The following is a 13,997-nucleotide window of genomic DNA, read 5'->3' as shown; positions in this document are numbered from 1 at the left end:
TAAGACCACTAAATTGGAGATTATAAGGGTCCTATGAAGACTTAGTTCCTTTGTGCCAAAAAAATTTGCCCAAAATCGAGCTAAAAGACAATCACGCTTTTTGCAACGGTGTCAAATTAACCTTTTAAATGCTCGGAGTAATAACTTCTGGACTTCCTGGGTGTGGGCCAAAACCTTTGAATTTGGGTCTGGCCAATAAAAGGCACGTTTTTTGCTTTTTGATAATTATTCAAAGGTAGGTATGAATAAATTTTCCGAACTTGAATCTAAGGGTGGAAAGGCTCAATTACCACCCATCTGCGCATCATGTCCCTGGCTTGAATGGCATGAAGGTGAACAAGGCTGTGTGAACTACAAGACTCTGCTATGCCGGCTGGCCCCAGCTTATATTATTGAAAAATATTTCGAATTCAAGATCTTTGGTAAGTGATGGTCAGATGGTAATCTCTCCCCCTTTGGGGATCAAGGTGGGAAATTATACCCCTTAATCTTGTGAAACATTAATTAAAGTCTCCCTTTCGGCCTTGGTCTGGTCTGATTCCGACAACAAACGTCCAGATATTTTTCCAAAAACCAGCACCCGCGTCCAGGCTTCCAGCGGTACCAACTGGGGGTCGAAAAGTATATGGACCATGCCCCTTTCATCTTCAAAGGCGCGGTTGCGAATTTTCACCGCCACCTTGCGCCGGCCATGTTCGGTGGGGCCGATGTGGATGTTAATGTCTTCCGGGTGTGGGTAAGGAATGCCAGACACCGTGATGGTCTCCCCTCCCTTTAATTCTCCAAAGGCCCCCAGGCGAAAGTTATAAAACGCCGTGATGGGATCGTAGATCGGCTCGTCCAGTTCTGTATGCCACTTGAGCTTAAGCGTACCATCGCCATTGGGTTGCCATAGTTCCAGGCGGCCTTGCTGGTGGTCAAAACGATATTCCTTGTAACGGTGGCGACCGCGAAGCCAGGATTCTTCCCAGTAGGTCGTGGGCTGGAGTCTCCCCTGGTTATAGATCATTCGGGTACGGTAGCGATCGCGGCGGTGGGCGGTAAAAAAGCCCAGTATCCCCCGGGTGTGGCCACTGATCTCCCCTTCATAACAGTCCGGCCCTAACCGCCTTAAGGTGATGTTAGCCCGGACCGCATCCCCCAGCATCAGCACGTCCACCGAGTAGTTTAAAGATTCCGGAGATAGTTCGGCGGCTCCAACTAGATAAGGGTTGAAATAGACCTGTCCGGCCAGCCAGACCAACAGCCACCAGGAGAGATAAGACCGTGGTCTCATGATTGGCGACGCTTGGAGGATTTACGCCGGGGGCGACGGGACTTAGCGGTTTCCCAAAGGACGTCTTGGCCAAAATGTTCGTGCCACCAAGTTTGATAGTTGTCCTGGGTTGCCGATGCCTCTTCAAGATGATAACGATATTTTTCTAAAAATCGCAGGATACAGTGATAGGCCTCATTAATCTCCTGCATCCGGGCATGGTGTTCGGCCAGGTTGTCAGGGGAAGCGGCGTCGGGATGCCAGCGGCGGGCAGCCCGGCGATAAGCAGCCTGAATCTCTCTGCGGGTGGCTCTAATACCTAATCCTAGTAGCTGCCGGGCTTTTTCCAGGTTCATATTCCTCCCCGCTGGGCAGAGGTTGAATCACGGAAGTTGAGCCGTACAGAAAAATATCCTTACGGCCGACAAAGTATATTAATAATATATATTATTTGATTAACAAGATAAAGCCCGGTCAAGAGAATTATTGCTTATTGGCGGTCAAAATGTTATTTTAAATAATAAAATCAGCTTATTTACTTTTTGCTCGGATAATCCCTGCTAAAATACGAGGCGAACATTGGTCTTACCTGGATTGACTACTGACCAGGGTCCGGTTGTACTAAACCGTTCTGGAGGTTAACATAAACCCAATGAATTCTTTACATCGATCAGTTACTATGAACGCGGTGGAATTCGATCAGACCCTGGAGCGTTTGACCGAGGAGATTCTATCGCAACAGCCTGACCTCTCCAGGCTGGTGGTGGTGGGAATTCGCACCGGAGGGGCCTTTTTGGCTCAGCGTTTAGGGGAGAAAATTCGGCAACGGCGGGCGACACAGGTACCGGTAGGCATTCTCGATATTACCCTGTACCGGGATGACTGGACTCGCATCAGTCACAAACCGCAGGTAGGCCGCACTGAGCTGTCCTTTTCGATCGACGATCAGGACGTAGTCCTGGTAGATGATGTGTTATTCACCGGCCGCACGGTGCGGGCCGCGCTCGATGCCCTGATCGATTTCGGCCGGCCTCGCCGGATCAGGCTAGCGGTGCTGGTGGATCGAGGCGGCCGGGAGCTACCCATCTGTCCTGATTTTGTGGGGCAAACTTTAGATTTATCCCGGGAGCAACGGGTCAACGTCTATTTCCGGGAACAGGACGACCCCGATCAGGTGGCCATCGAATCCGTTGATTTTAACCAAAAATGAGAGTTACGGTGCGCGATAAAAAATCTAGCAAGAAGATTAGAGAACAGTCTTTAGCCGCCCTGGCCCCAGAGGCCCAGGAGGGGTTGGAAGAGCTCTTGGAAAAGGTTAAACAGACCCTGGCGGAAGGGCAGGAGGCAGCGGCAGTCCTGGAACTCTTGGCAAGTCAGCCGCCGGGAGACCTAGCCTGGGACCTGGCTCTGATCGCCGGATTGGGCAGGATCGCTCATCCGGCTATACCTGAAGCCTTACAACGCCATTTCGGGCCCGAAACCGACCGGCACCGGCAGAAGGCTTTAAAAAAGGCCTTCCATGTCTTGAAAACTCGCCAGGTACCGGTCCCCGCCCCCATATCTTTAGCGGCCTCTCCCTTGGTCCGGCCTGCGCCTATGGCTCCCTCGGAGTGTCATATCAGCATGGTTGATGGTTTTGGCAATCGCATGATCTTTCTTCAGGTAGCTAAAGAAGGTCTGGGGTTTAATGTCTTGCAAGCTCTGGTCAATGACCGCGAAGGTCTGAAGGATTTTTATACCTTATCCCTGAGCAAAAAACGGCGTCGGGAATTGCTGGAAGAATATAATCAGGATCAGCTCGGCAGGATGGTCTCAGTGCCGCCGGCTTATGGTTTGAAACTGATAGAAGAGGCATATTCTAATACCGCCGATCTCGATTCTGAAGGCCTGGCGACCTACCGGCGGGTCCGGGACCGGTTGCTGGAGCGGATTGACCTGGAGGCCGCCCCGACTTTGGAGGACTTATTACCTCGACTGGAGGAACATGAGGCTATCCTCTATCTAGAAAAATCACGCGAGCTAGGCCTGGATGAGGCCTTTCAGACTTGGCTGCCGGCCCCGGAGGAGCTGGCTTCCTACTTCCAGAAGCTTCGTGAGGTCTATGAAAGTCCGCTTGTCCTTACCGAAGATCAAAAAAACGAGCGATTGGACGCGGTAATAGCTCAGGCAGTAGCAGAACTTTTCCCTTTGGAGCAACGCCCCTTGTTAAGTCGGCGACTATTGGAAATGGCTTATTTTCTTGATTGCCTGGGAAAATCAGAGCAGGCCCGGATGGCTCAGGCTGCCGGGGAAGACCTTAAGCATCGGCGAGTAGTCTTGCAGGGGGAGAATCCCTTCCTGCGGGGTCTGGTATGGCACTCCATGTTGGCCATAGTGGAATATCTCAAGGACGTGGAAGAAGCTGTTGAACAGGAAAGAGCAGTGACCGCGCCACCTGACCCCTTGATAACAACCGTGAGGTGAAAATGGTCCATACCTTAAATATCCAGACTACGGCGCAGACCGAATTGATCGATATCACCCCTGAGGTTCAGGAAGTTGTCCGCCAAAGCGGCCTGCAGGATGGTCTCTGCCATATTTTTGTTCCCCATACCACGGCCGCTGTGACCATCAACGAAAATGCCGACCCCAGTGTGAAGGCAGATATTCTGATGATCTTAAATAAACTGATCAGTCCTCAGGAGCCCTATCGCCATCTGGAGGGTAACTCCCCGGCCCACATCAAAGCCAGTCTGGTGGGCTCTCTGGAGACTGTCTTTATCGAAGGCGGACGCCTGGGGCTGGGCACCTGGCAGGGAATATTTTTCTGTGAATTTGATGGCCCCCGCCGCCGCAAGTTTAAGATCAAGTTGGTTCAAGGGTAATATGGCCGGCAAGACCGATTTTTTTTCTGAGGTTCGCATAGGGGGAGAAATTACCCTGAAGGCCATCCGGCTGGGGGAGAAAAAACTCCAGGACCGCAATCAGCTTAAGGACTTCCTGGAGTTGGTGCATATTAAAAAAGGACTTCTGGAACCTTATAACGCTGACTATCCGTTAATCGACGGCCGGGAGCTGCTGCCCTCGTTTGAAATCAATTTTGCCGAGTATAAGTTTTTGCCCAGCTTCAGCATGGTGGTGTTCAACCGCACCCTGGACTACCAGAATGAAGTCTTCCAATTCGACCGGCTCCATAGTGTGTCCGAGATCTCCCCCCCTGAGTCCGAATCGAAGAGCAGCCGGAAACGCGCTGCCGCCCTGGAGCGCCTGGCTCGGGAGAACGTGGAAAAGATCTTTCCCCATCTCCCCCCAGAATTACGGACCCGGTTTAAACAACGGTATCTTAATCGAGATCTGACGGATCTAGCCAATTATGAACAATTGCTGGAGTTTATCTTCCACATGGATCGGGCCCATGTGATCGCCCGGGATACCCAAGGAGAATTTCGCCTGCTGGGCAGTTATGCCTCTTTTCCCTCAGATCTGGACAACGAACTCAAGACTTTGGGCCGGCGTCTGGGGAAGTTCAGATCCAAGGACAACGCCCGCTATGAGGCCAATCGCTACTTTGTCTATCACTTTCTGATGGAACTTTATGGCTTCCCCATCGCTTCTGAACGTCGTACCTCCAGCGCTCTCTTTGCCCGGAAATTAAGCCGACTTAAGGAGCAGTACCTCATCAAAGTTCTGGGTTGTTCGGATCGAGTCATCACCAGCCTCTGTGGTTTTGAACAGAAGCGCTTCCCCTTGGTCGAAAAGGTGGCCTTGGTGTCAGTACCCCGCAGCATGCAAGAAGAGCATAATGAACTAAAGAGCCGGGGATTTTACGTGGATGAGGCCCGCAGGGTCGTAATCCTCAAAGTGACTTATGCGCAACACAAATATAATAAAAATAATGTCCAGGAAGATCGGGCCTTATCAGTTCTAAAGCAGGAAGTTATGCATCCCTTCACCGGGGCCAAAGAGACTGGCTTCAATATTCTCAAAGATTCGCGCAGCTTCCTGATCGATCTGAATGACATCGTCAGGGGAGAATATAAGGGCAGTATTTCTTATAAACACTGGGGCCAGATCAATTCTACCAAAACCCATGATGATCGGCTGAAGTTCCTTTATGCCTGGCTAAGCAAAAATCAACGGCGGATTACCAGTTATAGCCAAGAATTTTTTGATGATATCAGGAAGGTACTCAACAGTTATATCCTTAATCCTGATTATCGCTACTATTTCAAAAAATACCCGGAATTACACCGGGAAGTAATCGGGAAAATCACCTATCTCAAACAGGCCCACCAGATCCACCAACTAGAAAAAATGGTTCAACGGCGTCCGCCTTATAACAAACGCTTGACGCTGGTGAAGCTATTGTCCCTGATACTGGAATACGTGGAAGAAAACCTGGATGAAATTCCCCATTATTATGATGATCTCTTTGCTAAGTTTGATAATATTTTTGACCAACTCTTCACCCATCCCTATATTAAAAGTTTAGATGATTTGGAGGCTGCTCCTGATCAACCATACCAGCGTAAGCTCTATAAGATGCTGATTAGACTTAAAAAATTAAAAGAAGACCTAGATAACGATCATCTCCGGGTCAAGCAGGCCGGGGAAACTGGCTCCTTTGCCCACTTTCTGTTACATGAATCTTTGGGTGCCCACCCCTCTCACTAAAGACGTCCATCAGCAGCTCAACTCCCGGGCCCGATGGCACTATCTTCAGGCCGGGGAAGGGCCCGACCTTATATTACTGCATGGCTTGGGAGCCTCGGTTTTCTCCTGGCGTCATAATCTGGAGCCTTTAGCCCGCATTTTTCGAGTCACGGCCTTGGACCTGAAAGGCTGTGGGGAGTCATCCGCATCGGCTGAAGACAACCTAAGTTTAGAGGCCCTGGTTCAAGATGTCCTGGATTTTATGGATGCCCTGGAGATCAAACAGGCCGCTCTGGCCGGCAATTCTTTAGGCGGCAGTGTAGCCCTGTTGCTGGCCCAGCGCCGCCCGGAACGAGTTTCGGCCCTGATACTGTTAGCCCCAGCGGTGATTACCAACCGACTGCCATGGATTGTCTATCCTTTAAAACTGCCTCTAATTGGCTGGGTCGGAGCCATGCTTCTCGGTCCCTGGATTATTCCTCTGGCCCTGCGTCTGGCCTATCATGATCATCGGTTGATCACTCCGGAAGTGATCGCCGGCTATGGCCGGCCCTTTCGGAGCCTGAAAAAACGGCTGGCGCTCCGGGCCCTGTGTCGAAGTCTCAATCCCTGGTCCCCGGCCCGGGTGATGGCCCTGCTGGCCAGCGTCCGGCAGCCGATCGCGGTGATCTGGGGGGAAGAGGATCGCATCCTGCCGCCGCAACAAGCCTATTGGCTGCAGGACCATCTCCCCCAGTCCAAACTATACTTACTTTTGGGTGTCGGTCACGCCCCGCAGGAGGAAAATCCACTCCAAGTAAACAAAATAATCATTGATTTTTTACAGCAATCGTCCTAAATGAATAATTAGGCTCCGCCAGATCGGCGAGGGCATCAATAAAAGGAGGTGGGTCTCAGCCTCTAGGCAGAAGGCGGGTAGGCCCAGAAATCGCCATGAGAAGAAATATTATTCCCTTTGAGAAGGCCCAACGTTCAGTAAAGGAGGTCATCGAGCGGTTCTATCAGGAAATGGATGAGATTGAGGAGATCGTCGTGATTGCCAAAGATCGCGACGGAGAATGGATTTTTGCCAACTCGGAACTGGAAAATGAATTGGAATGGATCGGCAGCTTATATAAATTTATCCATAAGGGTATCCTGGAGGACAGCGATGAGCTTTACTTTTAGATAAGGTTTTAAAAAAATTTGAAGTATGATCCCAAAAACAAGGGGAGAGATGCTGATCTCTCCCCTTGAGTTTTTAATGCTAAATTGCAATCAAAGGGATATTTCTGTAGGGGCTTGGTTTATCAAGCCCTTTCGGACGTAATAAATTGCGCCCCTACAGTCAAGGGAAAATAGTTTTTTGAAAGCAACTTGTATTAGAGACGGTACCGTTCCTCCACGATGCGCTCCACTTCTTCTTCAGTGGGCATGGTATCCCGGTACCCGGCCATGTACTGGTTACGGAGCCAGCGGAACAGGCTGACCGTTTCATTGATCCGCACGATCTCCGGAATCACCCCGCTTTCCACCGTCCTGATATGTTGATTGTATTGTCCCAGCATACTGACCACATCATAGAACGTCGCGGCTTCCCGCTTGATCCCACGCTTAAAGGATTTACCCTCGCTGGGATAGATCGCCTCGGGTTCGGGGTTGGCGGAAATATCCACTTTTTGAAACGGTCGGCGCACCGCCACCTGCCATTTGCGGGACTCCACCATCATCCGAGAAATCAGCGGCCCAGCCCAATCATGGCTCTGATGACCCTGCGGGCAGAAAGAGAAAAACTCCACCATGGAGGGGCCGTTATAGGCGATGGCCTCTTTCAGGATCTTGATGGCATAAAGCGGATTGTCAATGGTTAATTTAGCAGCATAGACATGGGAAATGGCCATCGCCTGGCTGATGATCCGCCGGTGCAGGGTGGTCTTCCCAGGATACTTCCGGCCAATGGGTGAGGTCGAACGGGAACTGCCGTACCGGGTGGCCCCGGATTTTTGCATCCCGGTGTTCATGTAGCCTTCGTTGTTATAAATAATCCAGGTGATGTCATAATTTTCACCCAGGGCATGATTGAAGGGACCATTGCCAATATCATAAATGGCCCCATCGCCTGCCAAGACAATGATTTTGGTCAAAACATCATTGAAGCGATTGTTATAAGCCTGATCCAGGCTGAATTTCGCCCCCAGCGCGGCGGCTGAGGCAGTGCCAAAGCCATAGTGACCGCCCTGGTAAATCCTGGTATTATAGGGATTAACCAGTTCCGACACCTGGTTGCAACCGGTGGCATTGATGGTGTAAATGGTAAAGCCGTAATCCAGCATGTGTTCAATCTCATGCTTGGTTTTTTCCGACAGAATTTTCAAGCCCTGGTAAAAAGTGGCAATGCCCTCGGGGTGGTTGCGTAGGGATTCAGCGGCATAGAAGGTTAGCAAGTTAATGACCCCCTCGCTACAGCCCGGACACAGGGTATGGCGGCCCGGATAGAGCTTGGAAAAGACAAACAACACCTGGTGCATGGTGGCCATCTGATCCACATAGGGCGCTACTTCGTAAGTCTGGTCAAATTCCCGATAGAGTGGGGGCAGGAAATCGGCGTCGGTCAGTTTGATTTTATCCACCATGTGCAAGGCATCGCTTGGACAGACCTGGGCGCAGATCCCGCACCCTTTGCAAGCACCGGCATCGACGTCGATATTTAGGGCAAAGCGCTCCCAGGGGATGCCTTTCGGGGGCTTGTTAAAGATCTTGAAGTAACGCCTGGCCTCATCCGGGATGGGGCGCGCCGTGATGGTGGAATATAGTGCGGCATCCGGGCACGAGGCAGTACATCGGCCACAAGCGATGCACTTCGAGGGGTCATAAACCGGCAACTGGGTGCCAATGAAATTCATATCCCGATAGCGGCTGGTGGCTGCCGGGACTACCGGCAGAAATCGGTTCCAGGGCACTTGCTTGCCCTGCGAGATGGGCGCCACCATTTCTTGGTAAAAAGTTCCCTGATAATCATCGATAAGATTCACTGGCTTGATAGTGCCCAGTTCGTCTTTATCACTAGGAGTCAGTAAAAGACCGGCGGCACCAGGCCCTTGGCCAAAATCTTCCGGCTGCGGGGCGATATATTGATCGCGTTCGATGTTTAAGGCTTTGGCCACACTCCGCTCATCGGTTCCGGAACCATCCCCGCCAAATTCCGCCCCATACCTGAGTAGAGTCAGGTTGGCCTCAATAATCTCCTGGCCTTTTTTCCCCGCCAGCTTTTTCTCCAAGATCTTTTTAAACCGGAGTTCGAACTCTTCCTCGGGAAGAATTCCCACTTCTTTATTAATTAATCCCAAGATGGGGGAGCCCGGCAGGTTCCGGTTAATGTGTTTTAAGGCCACCCAGGTAGCGTCAATGGGTACCAGCTTAATTTTGCGATATTTGATCAGGCTCTGCACCTGTTCCGGGAAAGAGGCCAGAAGCTCCTCGCGGCTTCTCAGACTGTTGATGACCAATAGGCCGTTTTCTTTCAAACCGCCGACATATTCGCGCAGAATTTCATCCGACAAAAATTTTTCGTTGAAAAAGGCCAGGACATCGCGCTCGGTAAGCTCAGAGCTGTTGCGGATGGGGCGGGGACTGATGCGCAGATTCATAAAGACCGGTGCCCCCTTCCGAGCAGCGCCGTAACGCGCTCCGGATTGGATATAGTTGTGGCCGTTGGTACTGGCTTCCACATAGATAAGCCCCGCTGATTCCAGGGCGGTTTTAACCCCTTCAGCCCCCACCCCGATAAAAGTCATCCCCAGTTCCCGCTCCGGATAAGCCGGTAACGGCGCCGGTCTGAGGGTGTAGGGGCCTTCGATGCCCACATAAAAATCCCGCAGAAAACCGGGCTTCTTATCCAAGCAGGCTTTCATGTTCTCAATTACCGCGGCCACATCGTACTTATTAAAGTCCTTGCTCCCCAAACCATAGACCCCGTGGAGGAGGGTAGGCATAAAGTCGCGACCATAGATTTTGTGCTCTTCTCGCCCCTCCCGGGCGGCCCGGTGGGAAATCTGTAAAGCCGCCTGAATATCTCCCAGGAGCAACTGATTATGAGTCTTGGCGGAGCGCTCCAGCACCGAAATCACCTTGGCCTGCCGAATCCCGTAAGCCAGTTCTTCAAAGCAGGGGGGGGTAAACAACACCGGCCGCACCATACCGATTTTTAAGCCGGTGGCATCACGATAATAATCCACCACATCCTTGACCACGCCAGCCCCGGAGCCCATGATGACAATGACCAGATCGGCATCTTCGGTGCGATAATTCTCCACCACCTTGAGGTTGGTACCCAAGATCTGGTTCATGACGTTCATGGCCGCAATAACTCCTCGGCGGAAATAGCGATAGGCGTAATCCTGGGCCACCTGCCCCTCCATGGTTAGGTCCGAGTCCGTAAAGGTGCCGGTGAGTGTCCGATTCTTAAAGTCAGGCTGATATAAGCGATTGGGAAAGCCAACAAAATCCTTAAGAAAATCATCGGATAATATTTTAATATTTTCCAGGGCGTGGCTCTTGATAAAACCATCGGCAACGACCATGCAGGGTAACATTACCTGGCGAAGTTCCGCCACTTTAAAGGCGATGGGCAGCAGTTCGTGCAGCTCTTGATTATCTCCGGAAACCAATTGGGCCCACCCGGCATTGCGTACCGCATAAAAATCAGTGTGACCACAATGAATGCTCAAGGAACCTTTATTGACTTCCCGAGCCATGACGGTCATGACCACCGGCAGCCGCTTACCGGCCACCGAGAACAGGTTTTTGGTTTTGAGCAACAAGCCCTGAGAGGAAGTGTTATCGACGTAGCGCCCCCCCTGCACGGCCATGGCTTCGACCGCGGCGATGGCCGAAAGTTCATCACTGGGCTGAAAATACATCAATTCGTTACCGAATAAGTTTTGCTGGCCATCAGCCGCAGCTTTGGCAAAATTTTCGGCAATCGGGGTAGAGGGAGTGATCGGATAGCCGCACAGCCCATCTACCAATCGAGTCAGGATAGAGAGTGCCGCTTGATTGCCGTCCATCAGGCCTTCCCGGCGTTGCCGCATGGCCCCTAATTTCTCTGCCGGGATCGAGGCCAGATCAAAACTAAACAGCTTTTTGCCATCAAATCTATCCCACTCCGCCGCCCAGTCGAATTGGATTCTTCTACCTCTTTTTTCCTTAAGTTGGTGATAAGGCAGATGCTTTTGGAGTTGATCTATCTCAATTCTTAAACTCATTATCCAAATCTCCTCAAGTATTTAATTTCTATATAAGCGATTAATCATAATTAGGGCTTTCCTGATTTAAGGGGGAACCGGAAGCTTTCCAGCCCAAGGTATGCAAAAATCCCTGAGCCAGCCATCGCCCTTAGCTATCTAAGAAATTTGGCTTTCTAACTAGTGGTCATAAGCAAACTCACCGGAAATCAGCTATATGCACTTAATTTTATAAATATAACTCAATCATAATTGATTGAATAGATGTTTAATTATCTTATATATGGCATTTTGTCAATCCACCCGGAGGGCTGCCAGAGATCAAAGAGCAGCGACATTTAAGGAAACTTATTTTTTAGGGTATTTAAGAACCATTCAGAGAAACTAAAAAATATTTGTTTTTTTATTGATGACCAGAGCAAAGCTCGGTATCCTGATGTCAATTTAAGGTCGACAACCGACCCCTTTCTATTATTTTAGTTAAGGAACCTTTAGGCAAAAAGACAGGCTTAGGCAATGTTAAAGTCCTCTGTCACACCAACCCCTCCAGACGGACTGTTGATCGAGCTGGTCACCCCCTTAACCGCCACCGGCGATTTGGACGCCGAAGGGCTGAGCCGACTGGTAGAGCGTGTAGCGCCGTACGCGGCGGGGATTGTTGCCGCATCCCCGGGCCTCGGGGAAGCCCTGGGACTCCCCGACTCGGTGCGCCGAGAGTTATTTTCCGGTCTCTTAAAGCAATGGCCCGGCCCCGGTCCCCTGTTTTTCGGCGTCACGGCAGATACCCAGGAACAGACTGGTGATCTGATCCAGCGCTTTGAGGCTGAATGCCGGAGCCGACATTACGATTACCAGATCCATTGGCTGGACCTGCCCCTATGGTACCACAGCAATCGCGGCCTCCCCCAATATTACCGGCAACTTTTGGGGACATTGAGACACCCGCTTATACTACTTAACCAGCCGGAAATAATCCGGGAGCGGACGCGACCCTGGAAGCATCATAATCTACGCACCGCGGTAGTTAAAAAGCTAACCGACTTGCCGGAGATCAGGGGAATGATCTTTCGGGGCAAAATGGAGCGTTTTCTGAATTATCACCGCGCCGCCGGCGGCCGCCCGGATTTCGCCATCTATGAGGGCGATGAATCCCGCTTCCTGACCCGCCCCGGTGCCTGGGGGATAATATCCCCCGGTGCCCAGCTTTTCCCCTCTGCCTGGCAGGCCGTCACCCAAGCCTGCCTGCATCCCGAGAAGGTAGCTGATTTAAAGCTTCCCCAGGCCAAGTTATGGCAGCTCAGCCAGCAATTGCTGGAGCTGGCGCAGTGTTATCTGCATCAGCCCGCCGCCCTGCTGAAAACCGCCTTACAGGCTTTAGGGGTCATTAAGCATGATACAACTTGCCCGGCCACGGTTCCGGCCGCACCCGGGTTAAAGAAAAAGTTATTGGACTTCCTGACTCGCATGGAGGTGCTGCGGTGATTGCCGATCGTCCCGAAAACTCAAACAATCATCCCAAATACCATTTAACCACCAGATTGGCCTGCCTGGTTGCCCTTGGACTGATGCTTTTAGGTCTGGCCAAGGCCGGGTGGGCCCAGGGGTCCGACTTGCCCGCCGAGGTCCTCCAAGGTCAAAAACTCTTTCAACGTCTGGGATGTCGCTCCTGCCATGCTCTAAATAATCAAGGCGGCGGTACTGGTCCGCCCCTGGATGGAATTGGCCAACGTCTATCATATGCAGATCTGGAGCAACAAGTGACCGAACCGAGCCACCGCCATCCTCGGTCCGGGATGCCCAGCTTCGCCTTTTTGAGGCCCGCCGAGCTGTCCGCGCTAATAAATTATCTGCAAACTCTTAAGTAGCAAAATTACCGTGCCGATCTGGTCACCCAGCTAGGGTTTGGCGGCCGGAGGGGCGGTTCCGAGGGGAGAAATTCCCCTCTTTGTTGGGAAAAAATCCCCGTTGGCGGCATTGCCGATGAGGCGCGTGCCAAATTTAATTAGCGATAAATTACACAAGCTATCGTTTTAATGAAAGGTTTTAAATTCAAAGTACTTAATCACAAAATAAGCAAGTGGCAACAGATTTGCACGACAATAATTTAATGAATTAGGGGATCGGTATGAAAGGAGGTGAGAGTTTAGAGGCCAACAGCACTCCCGCGTTTAAATTAAACGGGGGTGTTCTGTGTGTAAGGTATTGCCAATAATTGGGTTGGAGTATTTGAGGATTAAGGGCAATAACGCTGCTGTCGGGCTGACACCCTTGATCTGATGCATCCTGACATCAGGCCCTGGCCGGTCACCCCGCCGCCGCCGCGCGAAGAGGTAGATAAAGTCTACGCCCGGCGGAAAGCGACGGACTTCGGCAACTGGTGTGAGGATAACCTCAGATATGAACTGGCATTTGGGAAACCCGAGGCCCTGCAGGGCATGAAATTCCTGTGCGTCGGCATGTGGCGCTTGGGCAATATGTTCTGTGGCGGCTTGCTCTGTGAGGCCGGGGCCGAGGTCATTAAAATCGAGCCGCCCGGGGGCGACCCGCTGCGGCAATTAACCCCGTTTGGTCGGGAAGAATACATGCTCGAATCCAAGGTCACCGGGGAAAAATGCGGCCTCGACTTCCTGCACGAGATGCGGGGGCAGAAATCGGTTACCCTGAACCTGGAGACCGAAGAGGGCCGGGATATTTTCCGGTCCATGTGCAGCCAGGTGGACGGGGTCATCGATGAAATGCCGCCGGGCTATATGGACGGCCTGGGCATCGGCTACCGGCACATCTCCAAATTGTATCCCGGATTGGTATGGTGCAACATCGCGGTCCGGGGCACCTGGGGACCCTACAAAGATAAAATGTCTAAATTCGGACAATGGACCCTGGAACCC

The 13,997-nt window shown here is 51.5% G+C and carries 12 protein-coding genes; 9 read left to right on the top strand and 3 right to left on the bottom strand.

All coding sequences use genetic code 11. The annotated features are described in order from the left end of the window. Positions 1-484: 484 nt before the first annotated feature. Together JRG72_10260 and JRG72_10255 are read right to left on the bottom strand one after the other, a co-directional pair. Positions 485-1,276 carry a DUF3108 domain-containing protein gene (locus JRG72_10260; protein MBW2135586.1) on the bottom strand — a complete coding sequence of 264 codons (792 nt, stop codon included), beginning with the start codon at positions 1,274-1,276 and terminating at the stop codon, positions 485-487. After that, positions 1,273-1,611 carry a DnaJ domain-containing protein gene (locus JRG72_10255; protein MBW2135585.1) on the bottom strand — a complete coding sequence of 113 codons (339 nt, stop codon included), beginning with the start codon at positions 1,609-1,611 and terminating at the stop codon, positions 1,273-1,275. Before JRG72_10255 ends, JRG72_10260 begins: the two co-directional genes overlap by 4 nt. A 296-nt stretch (positions 1,612-1,907) precedes the next feature. On the opposite strand from JRG72_10255, the gene pyrR reads away from it, so the two are divergent. From pyrR to JRG72_10225, 6 genes are all read left to right on the top strand, one after another. After that, complete coding sequence (pyrR, locus tag JRG72_10250) at positions 1,908-2,465, top strand: bifunctional pyr operon transcriptional regulator/uracil phosphoribosyltransferase PyrR (GenBank protein MBW2135584.1); 558 nt, start codon at positions 1,908-1,910, stop codon at positions 2,463-2,465. 8 nt (positions 2,466-2,473) lie between these two features. Beyond that, on the top strand, positions 2,474-3,718 hold the full coding sequence (locus tag JRG72_10245) for a hypothetical protein (protein ID MBW2135583.1): 1,245 nt from the start codon (positions 2,474-2,476) through the stop codon (positions 3,716-3,718). A gap of 2 nt (positions 3,719-3,720) precedes the next feature. Further along, positions 3,721-4,119 (top strand): YjbQ family protein, encoded by a 399-nt coding sequence (locus JRG72_10240; GenBank protein ID MBW2135582.1) that lies wholly within the window; start codon positions 3,721-3,723, stop codon positions 4,117-4,119. Between the two features lies 1 nt (position 4,120). Continuing rightward, positions 4,121-5,908 carry a hypothetical protein gene (locus tag JRG72_10235; protein MBW2135581.1) on the top strand — a complete coding sequence of 596 codons (1,788 nt, stop codon included), beginning with the start codon at positions 4,121-4,123 and terminating at the stop codon, positions 5,906-5,908. Continuing rightward, entirely contained in the window at positions 5,889-6,725 is an 837-nt protein-coding gene (locus JRG72_10230) for an alpha/beta fold hydrolase (protein ID MBW2135580.1), read from the top strand. Before JRG72_10235 ends, JRG72_10230 begins: the two co-directional genes overlap by 20 nt. Before the next feature lie 95 nt (positions 6,726-6,820). Beyond that, complete coding sequence (locus tag JRG72_10225) at positions 6,821-7,054, top strand: hypothetical protein (protein ID MBW2135579.1); 234 nt, start codon at positions 6,821-6,823, stop codon at positions 7,052-7,054. 194 nt (positions 7,055-7,248) lie between these two features. Here JRG72_10225 and JRG72_10220 read toward each other — a convergent pair whose 3' ends face one another. Then, complete coding sequence (locus JRG72_10220) at positions 7,249-11,130, bottom strand: 2-oxoacid:acceptor oxidoreductase family protein (protein MBW2135578.1); 3,882 nt, start codon at positions 11,128-11,130, stop codon at positions 7,249-7,251. 495 nt (positions 11,131-11,625) lie between these two features. On the opposite strand from JRG72_10220, the gene JRG72_10215 reads away from it, so the two are divergent. The 3 genes from JRG72_10215 to JRG72_10205 form a co-directional block, all read left to right on the top strand. After that, entirely contained in the window at positions 11,626-12,591 is a 966-nt protein-coding gene (locus tag JRG72_10215; protein ID MBW2135577.1) for a dihydrodipicolinate synthase family protein, read from the top strand. Beyond that, a complete protein-coding gene (locus JRG72_10210) occupies positions 12,588-12,974 on the top strand; it encodes a cytochrome c (protein ID MBW2135576.1) in 387 nt (128 codons plus the stop codon). Before JRG72_10215 ends, JRG72_10210 begins: the two co-directional genes overlap by 4 nt. Before the next feature lie 411 nt (positions 12,975-13,385). Next, a partial coding sequence (locus JRG72_10205; GenBank protein MBW2135575.1) for a CoA transferase occupies positions 13,386-13,997 on the top strand: 612 nt, incomplete at its 3' end.

This window comes from Deltaproteobacteria bacterium (genome assembly GCA_019309545.1).
Lineage (GTDB): Bacteria > Desulfobacterota > Desulfobaccia > Desulfobaccales > Desulfobaccaceae > Desulfobacca_B.
This window is presented reverse-complemented; position numbering and strand designations above follow the sequence as displayed.